20 protein-coding genes and 1 pseudogene are annotated in these 18461 nt (G+C 37.4%); 1 reads left to right on the plus strand and 20 read right to left on the minus strand.

What is annotated here, in order from left to right:
- Positions 1-73: 73 nt before the first annotated feature.
- The 15 genes from R1Y93_RS05445 to R1Y93_RS05515 form a co-directional block, all read right to left on the minus strand.
- The gene (locus R1Y93_RS05445; protein WP_500821974.1) at positions 74-925 is read right to left on the minus strand and encodes a sensor histidine kinase; all 852 of its coding nucleotides are present in this window, start codon (positions 923-925) and stop codon (positions 74-76) included.
- Positions 926-1153: 228 nt separating this feature from the next.
- Positions 1154-1822, minus strand: a complete 669-nt coding sequence (locus tag R1Y93_RS05450) for a response regulator transcription factor (protein WP_500821975.1) — start codon at positions 1820-1822, stop codon at positions 1154-1156.
- Between the two features lie 24 nt (positions 1823-1846).
- Positions 1847-2281 (minus strand): hypothetical protein, encoded by a 435-nt coding sequence (locus R1Y93_RS05455; RefSeq protein WP_500821976.1) that lies wholly within the window; start codon positions 2279-2281, stop codon positions 1847-1849.
- Between the two features lie 308 nt (positions 2282-2589).
- On the minus strand, positions 2590-3297 hold the full coding sequence (locus tag R1Y93_RS05460) for a hypothetical protein (protein ID WP_500821977.1): 708 nt from the start codon (positions 3295-3297) through the stop codon (positions 2590-2592).
- A 1-nt stretch (position 3298) separates the two neighbouring features.
- Entirely contained in the window at positions 3299-3859 is a 561-nt protein-coding gene (locus R1Y93_RS05465; RefSeq protein WP_500821978.1) for a hypothetical protein, read from the minus strand.
- A complete protein-coding gene (locus R1Y93_RS05470) occupies positions 3847-4437 on the minus strand; it encodes a hypothetical protein (protein ID WP_500821979.1) in 591 nt (196 codons plus the stop codon). Before R1Y93_RS05470 ends, R1Y93_RS05465 begins: the two co-directional genes overlap by 13 nt.
- Complete coding sequence (locus R1Y93_RS05475) at positions 4427-4780, minus strand: hypothetical protein (RefSeq protein WP_500821980.1); 354 nt, start codon at positions 4778-4780, stop codon at positions 4427-4429. The genes R1Y93_RS05470 and R1Y93_RS05475 overlap by 11 nt, the downstream gene beginning before the upstream one ends.
- Before the next feature lie 288 nt (positions 4781-5068).
- A complete protein-coding gene (locus R1Y93_RS05480; RefSeq protein WP_500821991.1) occupies positions 5069-5164 on the minus strand; it encodes a 4Fe-4S binding protein in 96 nt (31 codons plus the stop codon).
- A 310-nt stretch (positions 5165-5474) separates the two neighbouring features.
- Positions 5475-5912 (minus strand): hypothetical protein, encoded by a 438-nt coding sequence (locus R1Y93_RS05485; RefSeq protein ID WP_500821981.1) that lies wholly within the window; start codon positions 5910-5912, stop codon positions 5475-5477.
- Between the two features lie 50 nt (positions 5913-5962).
- Positions 5963-7093, minus strand: coding sequence for an AAA family ATPase (locus tag R1Y93_RS05490; RefSeq protein WP_500821982.1), 1131 nt, complete (start codon positions 7091-7093; stop codon positions 5963-5965).
- Positions 7094-7189: 96 nt separating this feature from the next.
- Positions 7190-7324, minus strand: coding sequence for a hypothetical protein (locus R1Y93_RS05495; protein WP_500821983.1), 135 nt, complete (start codon positions 7322-7324; stop codon positions 7190-7192).
- A 28-nt stretch (positions 7325-7352) separates the two neighbouring features.
- Positions 7353-8744, minus strand: a complete 1392-nt coding sequence (locus R1Y93_RS05500) for a recombinase family protein (RefSeq protein WP_500821984.1) — start codon at positions 8742-8744, stop codon at positions 7353-7355.
- Complete coding sequence (locus R1Y93_RS05505) at positions 8737-10392, minus strand: recombinase family protein (protein ID WP_500821985.1); 1656 nt, start codon at positions 10390-10392, stop codon at positions 8737-8739. The genes R1Y93_RS05500 and R1Y93_RS05505 overlap by 8 nt, the downstream gene beginning before the upstream one ends.
- Positions 10393-12066 carry a recombinase family protein gene (locus tag R1Y93_RS05510; protein ID WP_500821986.1) on the minus strand — a complete coding sequence of 558 codons (1674 nt, stop codon included), beginning with the start codon at positions 12064-12066 and terminating at the stop codon, positions 10393-10395.
- A gap of 128 nt (positions 12067-12194) precedes the next feature.
- Positions 12195-12440, minus strand: a complete 246-nt coding sequence (locus tag R1Y93_RS05515) for a DUF6870 family protein (protein ID WP_008369874.1) — start codon at positions 12438-12440, stop codon at positions 12195-12197.
- 644 nt (positions 12441-13084) lie between these two features.
- Between R1Y93_RS05515 and R1Y93_RS05520 the strand changes: the two genes are divergently transcribed.
- Positions 13085-13660 carry a helix-turn-helix domain-containing protein gene (locus tag R1Y93_RS05520; RefSeq protein ID WP_500821987.1) on the plus strand — a complete coding sequence of 192 codons (576 nt, stop codon included), beginning with the start codon at positions 13085-13087 and terminating at the stop codon, positions 13658-13660.
- A gap of 178 nt (positions 13661-13838) precedes the next feature.
- Here the strand turns inward: R1Y93_RS05520 and R1Y93_RS05525 are convergent.
- The 5 genes and pseudogenes from R1Y93_RS05525 to R1Y93_RS05545 form a co-directional block, all read right to left on the minus strand.
- Positions 13839-15584, minus strand: a pseudogene (locus tag R1Y93_RS05525) (ABC transporter ATP-binding protein).
- Positions 15585-15586: 2 nt separating this feature from the next.
- Positions 15587-17380, minus strand: a complete 1794-nt coding sequence (locus tag R1Y93_RS05530) for an ABC transporter ATP-binding protein (RefSeq protein WP_500821988.1) — start codon at positions 17378-17380, stop codon at positions 15587-15589.
- A 66-nt stretch (positions 17381-17446) separates the two neighbouring features.
- Positions 17447-17707, minus strand: coding sequence for a hypothetical protein (locus R1Y93_RS05535; RefSeq protein WP_500821989.1), 261 nt, complete (start codon positions 17705-17707; stop codon positions 17447-17449).
- Complete coding sequence (locus tag R1Y93_RS05540) at positions 17676-18209, minus strand: hypothetical protein (protein WP_500821990.1); 534 nt, start codon at positions 18207-18209, stop codon at positions 17676-17678. Before R1Y93_RS05540 ends, R1Y93_RS05535 begins: the two co-directional genes overlap by 32 nt.
- Positions 18210-18314: 105 nt before the next feature.
- Complete coding sequence (locus tag R1Y93_RS05545; RefSeq protein WP_500821992.1) at positions 18315-18443, minus strand: helix-turn-helix domain-containing protein; 129 nt, start codon at positions 18441-18443, stop codon at positions 18315-18317.
- Positions 18444-18461: the final 18 nt, after the last annotated feature.

Raw genomic sequence — 18461 nt, forward strand, 5'->3', positions numbered from 1 at the left:
AACCTTACATTTCTGTAAGGTTTCGTGTCACTTTAAATATTAGCAGGTTTCCTCTAAAACGTGTAAAAAAACTCTAATACATATTCAAATCTTCAACTGAAAATTCAAGAAATACTTTCGTTCCTTTTCCTTCCGTAGAAGTTATATAAAGGCGATGTCCCAGTTTGCGCATAATCTTGTTGCTGAGATACAGTCCGATACCTGTTGCGCGGTTATCATCCCGTCCGTTTACTCCGGTGTAGCCTTTTTCGAAGATTCGCGGAATATCTTCTGCACGAATACCAATTCCGGTATCTTCAATGATCAGCGTAAGGTTTTCTACTTTATTGCAGCCATCATTTCCTATCGAAATGCTTACATCATCTGTTTCCAGAGATAATTTTTTCTCCAGAAAAATTCGGATTCCTCCGGTTCGGGTATATTTCAGGGCATTGGATAAAATTTGTCCGATCACAAATCCCAGCCATTTTTCATCCGTCAGAACATCCTGCGAAATACTTTCATAAGTAAGTGTGAGTTTCTTTGAGACAAAAATTCCTGCATATTTATGAATCTGATCACGTATGATCCGGTCAAGAGAACAACGAAAAAGTTTGAGATCCGAAGACATATCCTCTGTCCTTAGATAACCAAGAACCATCTCCACATACTGCTCAATTTTAAAAAGTTCCGAAAGTTTCTCTTTGTTTTCCTCAGGACTCTCCTGAAGCAAAAGACGCAGTGCAAAAATCGGCGTTTTGATTTGATGTGCCCACATCGTATAATAATCTGTCATGTCTTCAGACGCCTTCTGACTGGCAGTCTCCACATCGATACGCATCTGATTTAACTGTTGCATAATTTCCTGTTGAAGTCTTTCAGCCTGACCAACAGGAGAATCCAGCTGTGAAAGATTGATATCCGGTGCAGCTGCAATCAATTCCAACTGTTGTACCTTTTTCCTGTATCTGTAAAATCCGTTCAGACACGCACAAATACCAGTTATTAACCAAAAAACAGTAACATACACCATCGGTTCCAGCGGCAGCTGATAAAGAAAGAAAATTATTTCTGCAAGTATTATAGGAAACAGCTGCAGAATGATATAGAATTTAATTTTGTTTATATAATCCAGAAATAGTTTCATAAAAAATCCTTTTGTTTATACTGCACCTTATACCATATATCCAAGACCTTTTTTGGTAATGATAAATTCTTTCAGTCCTTCTTTTTCCAGTTTCCTGCGCAGGCGAGTAATATTCACAGTCAGCGTATTATCATCAATAAAGCTGTCGCTCTCCCATAGCTTCGTCATAATCGCATCTCTGGAAACAACCTTTCCGGCATGCTCCATCAATATTTCCAGAATGCGAAGCTCATTTTTCGTAAGATCAATTTCTTTTCCATTCCACGTCAGGGTACAGCGGGAAGGACTCAGAACAACCCCATTATATTCCAGAACATTTCCAGGAATTCCAAAGGAATATGTGCGGCGCAGAATCGCCTGAATTTTTGCAGTCAGTACATCCATATCAAACGGTTTTGCAATAAAATCATCTGCGCCACGACTCATCGCCATAACCATATTCATATTATCTGCCGCCGAAGAAATAAAGATAACCGGAACCTGAGAAATTCTGCGTATTTCTTCACACCAGTGAAAGCCATTATAAAAAGGCAGCTTCAGATCCAGCAGGACAAGCTGGGGATCTCTGCGTACAAATTCCTGTATAATATTGGAAAAATCCTCCGCACAGGATACATCATATCCCCAGGACGAAAGATTCTTTTTCAGTACTTCTGAGATGACCTCATCATCCTCTACGATAAAAATACGATACATAGTTATCCCTTCTCTCTGTTCCACTCACTGCTTATTGCTCTCCGCAATTGAAGCAGGGGACTTACTTGATTCGGTTGAATCTTTTAATTCACGCATCTTAGTTATTACTGCAAAATTATCACTATTCAATTCCCGAACATTGACAGCACCTATCGCATTCATCAACTCATCTTCAATCTTACTCAATATGCTATAAATGTCATTTTTTAAAGTGTCTTCTGCTTCGTCATTTGTAGTCTTTTTAATAGATTGGGTATCTTTTGAATATAACCCTCTTCCGACTCTTATAATTTCCTTAGAATCAATCAACTGAGAAATTGCGCCAGAAATTTGACCTCGAGTCACTTCTTTCTGACTATTCATATTTATATAATTTCTAAAATCAGTTGCAGTATACATTCCAGGTATCCTAATACACTCTTTTATCATTATTTTTATTTCAGCTGTTGATATTCTCATTCTTTCCACTTTGTTTAATTTGAGTATTTTAATGTTCAGTTTTATTATATGCGTTTATTATTATTCAAAATGTTACCCCGTTTCGTTATTCTTTTCAACAGTTTTTCCGTACTTATATGCAATTACTTTCGTTTAATCAGACAAGCTATCCGCTACGCAAAGACGTCCCGAGGATGTCAAGTCATTGCTACAAAAAATATGCGGCTTTTTTGCCACGAAAATGGCTTAAAACCGCATATTTCTGTATAGAGGACGTTATATAATTGTCACAAAATGGGTGGGGAGGATGTTATGTCATTGTCACAAATTTAGTAGGGATTATCTTTGAAATATAAATGCAAATTCGTATGCCTTTCTAATGAATGCACACCTTCTTTAATATATCTCCATGAAGCCTGATATATATCCGGCACACCGTTCGCCACCTCATCGTTTAAAAAATCAACAAATAATTTTTCTTTTCCCTGGAATACTTCATAAAATGCGTCCGCATATTCGCCTTTCAACTCATCTGACAAATTCTGTTCATTATATAAGGAATGGTCTAAATTTGATGACATAAAATATCCTATATATCGGATTCCTTTTATGTTGTCCAAACTAAGTAAATAGTCCATCATAGCACTTTTGTTTTCATTTCTTTTTTTAACAGCATCCACATTTTTACAACTTATTTGTTTTTCACTATATACGAAATGAGAAGTTTCACCTTTTATAATAGCTTCCGAGGGAATATACGTCCCGTCTGTATCAAAAATATGCACTATTTCCAGAATATCACTTTTATATAGTTTCTTATATTTCCTATATTCATCTACTTTTGCATATATGATATCTTCTACATTTGTTTTATCAACATTTTCATCACTTGTAATATCCCCATCCATAAACTTAAAAACAATATCTTTATGGTTGTATATTCTTTGAAATATTTTTTCCAAAGCCTTCTTATCCGAATTGCCTTCTACAATGAATATGACTGCTTTCTTCGGTTCTTCTTTTTTCTTTTTTGCCATCCTATTCTCCCCCGTTTTGAAGTTTTTTCTTGAATTGATCCGAAAATTTGATCTTCACTTTTCTTTCTGGATGACAAGCTTTTCTAAAAGCATAGCCTATCGATTGCAAATCAGCTTCATCATATAATTCTTCCTTTTGTCCCCCCACCGTAATTGTTCTAAGATAAAAATCTCTTGGATTATGATTTTTTTCTTTTCCCACTAAACGTATATAGCGATTTTCAGGATTAATTGTCGTGCAAATAATATTTTTGATATCTAATTTTTCAAATGCACGTAAATTATGCGAAGTAAATATTAATTGTCCCTTTGCTTCATCATTCAATACACCTAAAATTTCGCCCAGAAGATATTCAAATATACCCGAGTCCAATTCATCTACTACTAAACAAATTTGCGGATAATTATATAGAGCAATAAGATAATTCGAAAGCGAAATTATCCTTTTTATTCCTTCTGACTCATATCGGGTTAAAAATTCTTTGCCATTTCGTATGGAATATACTTCAACCACAATATTTTTGTTGCCTTGTTCATCAGGTTCTTCATTTATATTTCGCAATTCTGATGCCGCAAATTTGGTACGATAGCTTTTAATGCTATATTTATCGCTTCAATTGCAGACTTTAATTGAATATATAAGCTTTCTGGAATTTTACCTCTTCCATTCATAACCAATGGTAAGCAACCCTGCATTACAAAATTTTCATTTTCAGAATGAATATTAACAGGTAAAATTGTACTTCTATTAATATCAGCTAACTGATTTATTTTTACAACCTGAAAATATAACTTTCCAAAACTTGATAATCCTTTTATAACCGTTGCCAATTTCTTTTCTTCACATTTTTCTTCATTGCTTTCCGATATTTTGTTCAAAAACAAATCATTAAAGAAAATGGAGAAATTCCTTTGTGCACAAAATACTGCTAAATTTTGCATTCCCTTTTCCAATACAGTCACATTTTCGAATTCTTTCTTATGTTCCGTCTGAAATTCAACCGAAACATCTTCTAAAATAGAATTTTGATTGTAATATGGATTGCTAAATTCTAAATCTCGCATTCCTTTCCAAGTAGCTCCTCGGTCCCAATACATAAGCTTTTCAGAAGCTAATTTGATTTTTTTTTCATTCCTCATCCACTTTTAACATTACATCGTAGCAAGCCTTATATTTTCGATTCATATATTCGATATAAAATGTTGTTATCAATCTCGTTCCAGCAACAAGATCTATTAATCCTTCATATGGTTCATAAGGCACTTCCTCACCTGATAAAATAGATTTCAAAATATCCATTGCCTCAACTAATGCTGTTTTTCCAGAACCATTCTGTCCATAGATACCGATAATATCATTTTTTCGGAGCATAGCATTTTTTTCAACTGAACTATAATTTGTATAGCGAATTTCACCATAATTAACATTCTTAAAATTAACCAATTCATTTTTTATAATTCGAACTAAAAATTTTTCTTCCACAACAGCACCTCCTATATTTGATTTTTTCTTCAATTCACATGATATCCCAATTATATCAAATTCATACAAAATGTCCAGTTTTAAAAATTATTTTTTCACTCCACCTCCACCCGTCCATCGTCATACACATATATCCCAGCCACATATTTTTCAAGCATCTCTTCTATCAGTTTCTCATATCCCAGATACTCCATCATCTGCTCCACTGGAAAAGATTTTCGTGAGGATCTGGCCATGTGCGACTCTTTTTCCCCATCGGCCTCCGATGTAGATTTTGTATCCGTTCTGTTATTCTGTCATTGCGCCGAATGGGCATTTTACTTTGCAGCGTCCGCAGTGGTTGCATTCTTCCAGATTGATGTAGATTTTGAAATCAATCTCTATGCAGCATAACTCATTTTGGAATGCTCTGAGCTGTACATAGTGCTCCCGAGGATGTCAAGTCATTGCTACAAAAAATATGCGGCTTTTTTGCCAGCAAAAATCGGCTCTAAAACCGCATATTTCTGTATAGAGGACGTTATATAATTGTCACAAATTAGGTGGGGAGGATGTAACGTCATTGCTATAATTTTATCCTTCCATTTTCTTCTTATTATCTTCTGATCTCAACAAATCATATATTGTTTTTTCACTTTTTCGCACTTTAGATAATCTCTTATATTCATGAAGACTTTTTTCCAGCACTGATATATCAGAAAAATACTCCTTGACAAACGAAACACTTTTGACGTTTTTCATTTTTAAAATAGATTTTGCGATATTCACTTGGCGACATACCCTTTTTCTTCTCAAAATCCTGATATTTTCCTTCATTACAAATTATCAACATTTCAATTTCTGGTGCTGTAATTACATTCACAACCTCTACTTTATGCTGATATGCTTTACTTATTTTGAAATTTTCTCTTCTTGAATCAAGTATTCTATATACTGTTATCTTACCTGAAAAATCCTTTTTCAAATATCGCGTTTCAAAATCCTTTCCTTTTCTTGTCTTAAGGATTTCGCCCTCAAGTAAATCATCTCTTGAAAAAATCAGTTTATTTTGATCCAATAATAAATCCAATATTGCAGTTTCAGCTCCTCCTTCACAAATACAGGCAGTATACTTAGTCATTCTCTTCTTCATCCTCCTCTATTTTTACACTAGAAAGGACTTTCTTCAATGCCATATATGCCTCATATACTGGTCCAGTGCCTTCTAAATATCCGGCTTTCATCTGCATTCGCTCTTCTGATATCGTTGCGATTTCCAAAAATGAGTGAAAGATTTTCAGCATAAATTCCTCCTCGGTTTCTGACAATGTAAATACAATCATTTCTTTCATACTCATCCAATAGCTCTGAATAATGAGTAGAATAAATTAGAGTAGCACCATTTTTATTTACATTTGGATTCATAAAAAATCGAACTAATGTAGTTACAATTTCTTCATTAAAATGATTTTCAAGTTCATCAACAATTAAGTATCCACCTTCCACAAAACAAAGAAGTGCATTCATAAAAACATTTATTCCCTTAATAGTACCTGATGAAAGATATTTTTCTATCTCACTCGGTCTATTGAGTATGATTTCTTCTGACCCATAAAATTTCAAACGAATATCAGCAGATTTTTTTTCTACATTACATTTAAAATACTCAATACTAGGATCTAAAAAAGTTAACAATTCTTTCGGAAATCTTCCAAGAATATTTAACATATTATGATTTGTCCACATTAACATGTCTCTTACCGGAAAATTGGATTGTTTTTCTTTATTTATCGCAATCATCACACTTACATCATTTAACAAAAATTGTTCTTTTTCATTTCTTTCAATTCTTATATTCGAGTCATTAAAATCAAATATATTTTTTTTTGTTTTTACTTTATTAGCATCTTTTTCCCAAAGTCTTTCTTCCGTAATAATTAATTTTTCTTCATTGTCAACCTGGTTTATTTTTTTTGCTATAATTGTTTCAAGCTTATAGATACTATTATCATTATAAAAAAAGCTAATGATTTTAACCTTTTCGCCTTCTGATAAATCATTTAAAATCTCTTTAGATTTAATATTATTCAAAGCTTCATTATTAAGCAAATTTATAACAAAGGAAATTGCTTTCAATATCGTTGTTTTTCCAGAAGCATTCAAACCTATAAATGAAATTGCCTGATTTGTATAAATGCTAGTTTTACTGTTAGAAAAGACATGGAACAGTTTTTCTTTATCATCCTCTGCCACTCTCTGTTTAGTAATAAAATCAATATCTATATCTCCTTTAAAACGTGGCATATTCTGTATAAATATTTTTAACAGTCTCATTTTTTCACCCTCTTATTCTCGGTATATTTGTTATTACATTTAATATTATGCCATAACGCTCAAAAATATTCAACACTAAAAACGTAATGTTCGTTTTTATTTCCACTCCACCTCCACTCTCCCATCATCATACACATATATCCCCTGCACATATTCTTCCAGCATCTCTCGTGTCAGTTTCTCATAACCCAAATACTTCAACATCTGCTCCACCGGAACATTCTTTTTCATCAGAATTTCTTTCTCGTCGTTTATCAGATCAGTCAGTTCCCGTACACGTTTCTGCAGTCGTTCTTTTTCTTTCTTCCAACTGCTTTTTTGCTTCCATGAACTGTTTCTGGTCCATCTGTCCCTCGCGATACTTCTCATAATTCTGGCGGTTCTGAATTTTTATCTGCTTCTGACGCTTTTCACAGTCTGCACTTTCCGTCTTATAGGCTTCTATGCTGTCCTCATGCTGTTTTCTCATGGATTGCTTCATCTGTTCCAGACTGATATTCTGACATAAGTAAGCCTTTATTTCTGCCAATACGATATGCTCCAGCATTTTATTATCAGCTTTCCCGGCAAAACATCCTGTATCTTCTTTTCCTTTACTGTAAGCACAGCTATAAAGGATATGACCATGAACAGGACTGCTTGAAGTCAGGCTTCTGCGACAATTCCCGCATTTTACATAACCACCTAATAGTGTTGTTTCCCTGTTAAATTTGCTTTTCTTGGTGTATCTGATCTGCAGGGACTGTGCTTTCTCAAAGACTTCTTTTGACACAATCGGCTCGTGGTGATTTTCCAGCACTTTCCACTGGCTTCTCGGAACGGGTACTTCTTTCCCAGTTCCGGGATCTGGAATCTTTGTCTTTCCATAGACCATACAGCCTATATAAGTCTTATCATCCACAATCTTCCGTATCATATCACTCGTCCACTGCAATCCTCTTGAAGCTGCTTTCTTGCTGTCTGATTTCTGTCGTCTGCTCATGGACTGCAAGGGAGTCAATACACCCTCTTCATTGAATAACTTACAAATCTCCATCTTGGAATATCGCTGATTGGTCAGTTCAAATACTCTGCGGATTACTTCCGCTTCGTCCTCTACAATCACCAGTTCTTTCTTATTTTCTGGATTGATTCGATACCCATAAGGTGCAGAACCACAACAATACTCACCTTTTCCCCGTCTGGTGCTGACTGCTGCCTTTACCTTTACAGACTGATCTTTCACATAGAAGTCTGCGATCAATCCTTTAAACTGTACTTCGATGTCTGAACTCTTTCCTTTATAATCTTTAGAATCATATCGGTCTGAAATAGAAATGAATCGTACTCCCAGGAATGGAAAAATCTGCTCCAGATAAGTTCCCATCTCAATATAGTTTCTGGCAAAACGTGAAAAATCTTTTACCACAATGCACTGCACTTTATTCTCTCTGGCCAGTTCCAAAACCTGCTTAATTGCCGGACGCTCCATACTGGAACCAGAATATCCATCGTCGTAGAACTCCTGAAATGGCATAGCAGCCAGTTCCGGGACATTGGAAATATAATCTTTTACCAGTTTTCTCTGATTGATAATGCTGTTGCTTTCTCCCTCTGAGTCATCTTCCATGGAAAGACGGTAATATCCAATAATCAGTTTCTGATCACTCATGTTCTACCGCCCCCTTAAACCCGAAGTTGATTTCCAGTCTGCCATCACCATATAGATACATACTTTCAATCAAGCCCTCCGCAAGTTCCGCATTGATTCTGGTTGTCCCCTCCAGTTCTAACAGGCTTTGTAAAAATCTGGCTTCTTCTTTCTGCTGTTTTTCCAGCTTTCGTATGGTATGCTCCAGAGTTCTCTTTCTCTCTTCGCAGAATGCTTTCCAGTTACTACGGTCATCTTTCATTTCTATATAGGCTTCTTTGGAAAGTTCACCCTCTTTATATTGCATAAATGCCTGTGCCAGTTTTTCTGAACGTCTTTCCATATCTATATCCAGTTTTCTGATTTCTGTCTGAATCTCTTTGATTTTGGAAAGAAATACTGCACTGCTTATAGCAGACATATCCTTTTTCCGTAAACCGGATAACTGAAACTGTCTGGTCAGCTCCGAACGGACAATTTTCTGCAACTTATCTTCAGAAATAGATTTCTGCCTACATTTTCTTTCATCTCGATACCAGGCAGCATTGCAAAAATAATACACATTGCCTCTGTATCTACGTGTACACATTTTCCGCTTACAATCACCACAATAGAATACATTGTAAAATGCTCTTTCATCCTCTTCCCATCCTGCCGTAGTTTTTATTGCTTTCTGTTGTGCTGCTTTTAACCTGACCTGTGCTTTGTCAAACAGTTCTCGACTGATAATCGGTTCATGGGCATTTGGCGTAATAATCCACTGACTTTCATCCAATATGTCACACCATTTTTCACCTCTTTGAAATCTGGATTCATATTTTCTCTGAACCAGATCGCCATAATAATTATTTCGGTTCAACACTGCACGTATCGAAGAATTCCCCCACTGATGAAGATTCTCCCCGTCCTGACAGTACACATGATGATATTGGTTATAATCTGAAATCCGATGTACCCCATCCTCAAACAGCCGGTCAATAATGCTCTGTATGCCATCTCCCGAAGCATATTCTTCAAAAATCCTGCGGACAATCTTTGCAGCTTCCGGTTCCACCATCAACTTATAAATTCCATTTATCTTTTCCACACAATATCCATATGGAGCTGTAGATCCCACATACTCACCATTTTTCTGTGCAATACGTTTCGCTGCCCGTTCTTTTGCGGAAATGTCTTTCGCATAAGCATCATTCACCAGATTCTTGATATTCATGGATAATTCCTGATTCTTGGCATCCGGTGCAAATGAATCATAGTTGTCACATACAGAAATAAACCGCACTTTCATAAAAGGAAGAATCTTTTCCAGATAGTTGCCAGTTTCGATATAATTTCTTCCAAATCGTGAGAAATCCTTTACCAGAATGCAGTTTATCTTGCCTGCCCTGACATCACTCATCATCCGTTCAAATCCCGGTCTGTCAAAATTTGTTCCGCTTTTTCCCAGATCAGAATAAATGTCATATACAGCAATTTCATACTCTCTGTCTGGATTTTCATTATGCTTCTGAATGAACTCTTTTATCAGCGTAACCTGTGTTTCAATAGATTCTGACTTTTTTTCATCACTGTCTACGGATAATCTGGCATAAATTGCAGCCATACATACCGGAATCCCAAGAACTTTCTTCTCTGTGTTTTTCTTATATCTTTTTGCTGTCCTTGCCATTTATCCCACCTCTTTCCTGCACTCTGTCCGGTGTTCCGCATAAAACCGTCTTATGACTTTCATTTTTTCAATCATATCCTGATAACGGATGTGAATTTTAATTTGCTTATTTTCATAAATATAGATTTTATCTACGGTCAGGGCCAGCAATGTGCGGTCCAGTTCTTTGATTTCCAGTGATTTCTTCCAGTCCTCCAACTGAACGGTTGCTGACACTCCACCCTCAAACATTTGCTTTACCAGCTTTTTCTGGTTTTCAATCATCTGCTCCAGTTCTTCACATTTTCTTCCGTAACTTTCCCGAAAATCATCGAACTCCTCTTTACTGATCAATCCCTCTTTCAAGTCATCACCCAAAGATACTTTCAGGCTGTAATAACGGTTATATTCTTCCTGCAATTTACTAATCTGCGTATCATAACCGATTACCTGATCGTAACTGACTTTCATCTCACAAAGTTCTTCCATAATCATCTGATAGTCTACAAAAAGTGCCGTATATGCCTGAATCTCTTTCAATACAATCCTTTTCAGCACCTCTTCCGGAATACTATGTCTGGTGCAGTCTCCACCTTTATTCTTTGTCTGGCAAATATAAAAGACTTTTTTCTTCCCCTTATACTGATTTATCCTGCGTACCATCGGTGTCTTGCAATCTCCACAAAACACAAATCCTGAAAAAAAGTTTGCATTGTCTGATGTTTTCGATGCTCTGCCATCATACTGAAGCAACTTCTGAACCACATCAAAATCACTTTGCCTGATAATTGCCGGATGCGTATTTTCTACTTTCACCCACTCTGATTCTGGCTTATCCAGGCGTTGCTTTACTTTATAGCTGATTCGTTCCTGCTTGCCCTGCACCATGTTTCCAATGTAGACCTCGTTGGTCAGAATCCTTTTAATCTGCACTGCCGACCATTTCGGTGTATCTGAACTATGAAATCCGGAATTGTAATTCTCGCCATTTGCCTTTTTATATTCTTTTGGCGACTGCACATGACGTACATTCAGTTTTTCTGCGATTGCCCCAAGACTAAACCCATCAATTTTCCACGAAAATATTTTTCTTACAATATCTGCTGCATAAGAATCAATCATCAGATAATTCTTATTCTCTGGATCTTTGCAGTAACCATACGGGGCAAACGCTCCAATAAATTCACCTTTTTCACGTTTGATTTTCTGGTGGCTTCGCACTTTACCGGAAATATCCCGGCAATAACTTTCATTTACAAAATTTTTGATTGGAACTACAAATGACTTCTCTGAAAAGTCTGCTGTTTTGCTGTCAAACTGGTCTGTAACTGAAATAAAACGCACATTTAAAGCCGGGTAGGTCTTTTCGATCCATCGCCCGGCTTCTATATATTCTCTTCCGAATCTGGATAAGTCTTTTACAATCACGCAGTTTACTTTTCCAGCTTCTATATCAGTTGTCATTCGTTTAAACTCAGGTCGGTCAAAATTTCCTCCTGAGTATCCGTCATCCACATATATATCAAAGATCTGAATATCCGGCTGACTTTTTACAAAGCTCCGAAGTAACTCTCTCTGATTTGCAATGCTGTTGCTCTCTGACTTTGTACCTCCTTCTTCCATATCATCTTTCGATAATCGAAGATACAATGCCGCATCGTATATATCTGGCATATTCATTTGCATCTGTTCCATTTTACATCGCTCCCAACTTACTTATTCCATTGAATCGAAGTCAGAAACCATGTATCACGTTCATTTTCCCTGACCTCACATTAACATAACATCTGTTGCTTCGCAAGATATTTTTCAAAAACTTGCATCTAATACATCAACTCCGTTCTTTTTCTGAGATAATCACTGATGGCGTCTGTAGCATCCATTTCTCCTGTCATCTCCACGACCACCACATACCCTTCATTCATGTGAGCATATGGCTGATCGCCGGATTTATCCAGAAAAGTTTCCACTTTTTCAGAAATAGCTTTATCCATATCAGGAATTAAATCTTCAATGTCCTTTAACTGCTCCAGATCTACACTGGAATCTATCACTGACTGATTCACCATGATACTCACCTCTTTTCCAACATATTCTTTGTATCAGTTGTCCTATAACTACAATTTTCTCAATCACATCACCTTACCTTTCGCATTTTGTTCTCAAAGTTTATCTATTGCTGTGGCATTGCATATTCTGTTCGGCGTGTTGGCTTCCATTCGTATAACCTGTTGTCAACGTCACAGTCAACCTCTATCAGAGTATTTCTGAATACTGCCAGCTTCTTCGCAAGCTTGCCAGTCGTTTCCGGAGTATCTTCGACGCTCGCCCATAAAATCATTTACGGAGTTATGGCATCTGTGGAATCAGATTATACAGCTCATGTAATTTTCAAGGTACAAAAGAGATTTTTTTGAATATCCTTTCACTTATTACAGCCTGGAAACACCAAAATGTTGTTCTCTTCAAAAAATCCTCTCACTAATAAAGCCTGACAGAAGGATTTTACCAACCTCATTTTGCAATAATTCGCAAAAAGTATTTATCCTCATCTGCACATTCGCTTTCATGCGAACCTTTATTGTACTGTCATTTTAATTCGCTTTCATGCGAATGTCAAGTATTTTATTCGCTTCAATGCGAATCTTTCTGTTTACATTCCATGTTTTTGGTAGTAAAATAGATTTATCAAAAAGAAAGTTGGAAATCTGATATGACAATCGGTGATAAAATAAAAAGAATCCGGACATTCCGGAATATGACACAGGCAGAACTTGGTGCTGCCCTCGGCTGGGGCGATAAAGGGGCAAACCGCCTTGCCCAATACGAAACAAATTACCGGGTTCCCCGCAAAGATCTGGTAACTGAAATGGCTAAGATTCTGGATGTAAATCCACTGGCACTGCATGAACCTACGACTATGGATGCTTCTGAACTTATGGAGATTTTGTTCTGGATTGATGAATTTAACCCGGCAGCGATCAACCTCTTCCAGTTAGAAACCTATCCAGGAGAGAAATGCAATTCCAGCGAGGATACCGCTGTCCGTTATCACGATTCTGATAACTGGCCTGCTCATCCACCTGTTGGTATGTGGTTTAATTATGGGGTTCTCAATGATTTTATGAAAGAATGGATTCTCAGAAAAGAAGAATTGAAATCTGGCGAGATTACCAGAGATGAATATTTTGAGTGGAAAATCAACTGGCCGCAGACCTGTGATGGTTGTGGAATGTATGAATCAAAAAGACAATGGCGCTCTGCAAATGCGAAACTTAGTGAAACTTAAATTCGTTATATTTTTCCTTTGCAGCCAAAGAAAAAGCACTGTGAAACCAATAATCCGATGGTTTTCAGTGCTTTTTTCATATTAATCTATTAACTTCTCCTCATTCCGCTTATATAAGCGAAACTTAAATTATGTCTCTTTCAGACAATTTGGATATTCACCAACTGTGGATTATTTCTCAGTGCGCCAGTTTCCACTCTGCAGATGCATTCTGCAGTTTTACAAGTCTGGCATACAGACCATCTTTCTCCATCAATTTCTCATGTGTTCCACTTTCAGCAACCACACCATCAGCAAGAACAATAATCTGATCTGCCCGTTCAACGGTCCGCATTCTGTGTGCAATCACAAGAACGGTCTTTCCTTTTACAAGTCTGGATATTGCTTCCTGAATTTCTGTTTCATTATCTACATCAAGAGAGGCAGTTGCTTCATCCAGCAGTATCACTGGTGCATCCTTCAAAAGCGCACGAGCAATAGACAGCCGCTGACACTCACCGCCAGAAAGTGTGGAACCATTTTCACCAATTACCGTCTGATATTTTTCCGGTAATTTTTCAATAAATTCATGGCATCGCGCCGCTTTTGCGGCTTCGATCACTTCCTGATCACTTGCATTTTTGCGACCAACGCGAATATTTTCCATAATTGTATTATTAAACAATACAACGTTCTGGAATACTACTGAAAAATCTTTCATCATAGCAACAGAATCTATCGGAGCAATATCCGTGCCTCCCAAGCTGATTGTTCCGCTATCCACATCGTAAAATCCTGCAGCCAGATTCGCTACCGTACTTTTACCGCCTCCGGATGGTCCGACAAGAGCTGTTACCTGCCCTTGTTTTGCGGTAAATGTCACATCCTTCAAAACAGGTTTGCCCGGTTCATATGCAAATTTTACATGGTCAAACTTAAGATCATATCCATCTGTATGGTAACTTGTCTGTTTCTTTTCTTCTTTATACTCCTGAATTTCTTTCAACCGTTTCACCTGAAGCTCTACTGAAAACAATTCTGCCATATTCGTCATTGCCCGGATAGCGGATCATACAGTCTGGAAGCAGCAATCAGAAACAAAATATAAGAAAACAGGTTAGTCTGCCCATGTATCATCAGCATATTTCCAACCACAATGACAGTTGCCAGTCCAAGACGTAAAAACATCTGCCCGCAAGTCACAAGACTTGCTGTCAGCATTTCTGATGAAATCTGGGATTTTTCTGCTGCATCCATCTTCTTATCAAGCTTTTTAAGATAACTTTCTTCCTGATTACATGCTCGGATATCCGGTACTGTTTCCAGACATTCCTGAATCCCATCTGCCAGTTCCAGTTTTGCATTTATATGTTTCTGTGCCTGTTTTTCCTGTACTTTTCTTGATAGTAGAACAATTGCAAATGCCACAGGAACTACCCACAGAAGCGCAAGTCCCATTCTCCAGTCATAGATCAGAAGTGCCAGACATACAAGCAATGTGGATACAACTGAGCCCCAGGATCTGTGGGACTGTATGTGAAAAAGCATGCTCAAACCCGGCACAATCTCCCATAATTGTATTGGTCAGATCTGAGAGATTACGTTCCTGAAAGAATCGAAGCGGCAATGTCCTAAGTTTCTCTGCAAGTGCAATTCTGCGGCGTTCGCTTTCCTCATAAGTTCCCATATACGTTACGGTATACTGGAGATAATGCATCATATATATAACAACCAATATAATAATTCCCACTAAAGCATACATCCATATATTCCCGCTGAATTTTTCTCCACTTAACAGCGGTGATAAAAAAGCATCTAACACGCATGCCAGAAGTACGACCGGAAGCATTAAACTTATATTTGCCAGAATAGAATACAGGATACCTTTTTGCAGATCTTTTGCTCCCTGTCTGCTTAATGCATATTTTTTCTGAAAATATTTCATGTCTAATCTGCCTCCTTTCCAACTTTCCACTGAATGGATGTCTGATAATCTCTCCACATAGATGCATACTTCCCATTTAATTCAAGAAGTTCTTTATGAGTTCCACGTTCTCGTATTTTCCCATCTTCAAATACGAGAATCTGATCAGCGTTCTGTATCGTTGACAGCCGGTGTGCAATCATAAGAACTGTTTTTCCTGCGGTCAGTTCTTCAAATGCCAGTTGGATCTGATGTTCATTCTCCGCATCCGCAAATGCTGTAGCTTCATCCAGCACAATGATCGGCGCATCTTTTAGGATTGCCCTTGCAAGTGCAATCCTCTGATTTTCGCCACCGGAAAGATAAGTTCCTCCATTCCCCACAATAGTATCTAAACCTTTTGGAAGGCGCTCAACAATTTCTTTACATTGAGCTGCTTCTAACGCCTGCATAACCTCTTCTCTTGTTGCTTCCGGCCTTGCTGCACGGATATTCTCTAATAAAGTATCCTTGAACAATCTGGTATTTTGAAACACAAAAGCAATCTGATCCATCAAAACACTTTTACTTATATCTTTGACATTAACGCCTCCTACCAGCACTTTTCCATCGCAGACATCATAAAATCGTGGAATAAGTTTGGCAGCTGTAGATTTTCCGCTTCCGGAAGCACCTACAAGCGCCACTGTTTTTCCAGCCGGCACTTCGAATGTAATTTCATCAAGTGCTTTCACTTCTGTTCCCGGATAACAGAAAGACACTTTTTCAAATGCTACCGATGCATCTTTCGGTTCCTGTAAACTTCTTCCATCCGGCAATGGCTGTTCATTCAAAATCTCCTCAATACGGGTTATTGCACTTTTTGCAGCCATCAACTGTTCACTTGCGAACATGATCCGATTCATCATCGTTGTGCAAATTGGAGCAAACAAACTATAAAACAAAAAGTCTAAAAGTATATTCTGATATGCTGCCTCTCCTGTTACAGCCCCTAAAATCATACCCGCAACCGGAATCAGTAAAATAAACATACTATTCAGTGCCACATTAAAACCAGTCATTGGAATCCGGCATTTCAGAGCATATCCGGAAGCATATTTTTCATACTCTTCAATCGCAGCATGAAAATTCTTAAAAGAATAGACTGTCTGCTGAAATACTTTGACAACCGGAATTCCACGAATATATTCTACTGCCTCTTTATTCATGTTCTCCAGTGCTGTCATATATCCTTCCATAAAATGGGCATTATCCCCGCCCATCATTTGTTTCAGGAAGAAAACACTGATTCCCATAGGAACCAGACAACAGATTCCCAGCCGCCAGTCAAAAATAAAAATCAATACCAGTACAGCAACCGGCATCACAACCGCCCCTGTCAGATCTGGAAGCTGATGTGCCAGAAAATCCTCTGTGAGTCCTGCATTATCATCTATGATTTTTCGCAGACGTCCGCTTGCATTTTGGCTAAAATACCCAAGCGGCAATGTCACTATATGATGTATCGCTGCCTTTTTCATATTGGTGGCTGTACGAAATGCAGCAAGATGCGAACAACAAAGTGCGATAAAATACAGAAAAATACTTAAAGCAGAGAAAAAAACAGCCCACCATGCGTATGCACTGCTGCCTGAAGCAAGTCTGACATTTCCTCTAAGCAATGCATGTAATATATCACGAATCACAAACCATATACAGACGAACGGCAGCATGGACAGCACCGTACTAATTCCGGCAAGAATCATTCCCACCACGGTAAGCCAATGTCTGTTCCCTGCATATTGGAACATTTTTGATATTTCAGAATCTTTTTTCATATCAAATTACCTCTTTTCATACGATTGGCAGGATCTGATTTCTTCTCAGATCCTGCCAAAATTGTTTTATTCAGACAGATTTTCTTTGCAAAAAAGTTCTATACAGTTCTCAACCATTGTCTGATCATAGTCTGTTGAAATACCTGAACCAAGCCAGTATGCATAGTCCCCTTCATCATATTTTCCAAGTGCCTCCAAATCACTGCCGTAGCGCAATTCAATATGATAGGTTGTATCATTTGTATCCGGTGCTATGCAGAAATAAGTAAATTCGCCTGACTCTGCATCATCACTTTCAAATTCGTATAACCCACGTACTTCTTCCATTCCAACATAATGATATGTATGAGAAAAGATTTCTTTTTCCTTCTGAATCATATCCCTTGATTACTGAATCCGAGCCATCAAATTCCAGCTTATTTACCCCTTCTGTAAAAGAGCAGTCATAAACACCATTGCCATCTTTGTATGCTTCTACTGCTTCTTCTCCATACATTGTTCCTGAAACCATGGATGCTAACTTCTCATATGCTGCCTCCGCATTTTCCTCACCAACCAACTCCGTACAATCATCAATCCAGATCTGCTGATATTTTTCATCAAGAATGACTGGCCAGAGTTCCTGATAGGAACCTGTCAAGTCAACCAAAAGCTGTTCTGCAGCATCCTGATTTTCATCTGTCTTCTGTTTCTGGTCTGTCTTATTTGTACTTTCTGTAACAGTTGCTGTACCTGTACTTTCTGCTGATGTAGAATTACCACAACCAACTAACATTGAAAATGACATTGCAATTGTTAAAAATAATGTTAAAAGTTTTTTCTGCTTCATGAGCTGCCTCCTTAAATAAAAAATGTTGTAGTTAGATTTTTCTAACTACAACGCATATTTTATAAATTCCCATATAAAATCTCAATTACTAAACAGACTCTTTTTCTATCCATTCAGACTTTCCTGTGTCTTTTTCTTACGATATTCTGTTGGTGGCATACCGTATTCTGTACGAAATGCAGATGTAAATTTGTTCGGATTCTGATAGCCAATTTGTAATGCTATCTCTCCGATTGTAAGCTTATTTTCTTT

The sequence above is a fragment of the Blautia sp. HA3515 genome (genome assembly GCF_059933065.1).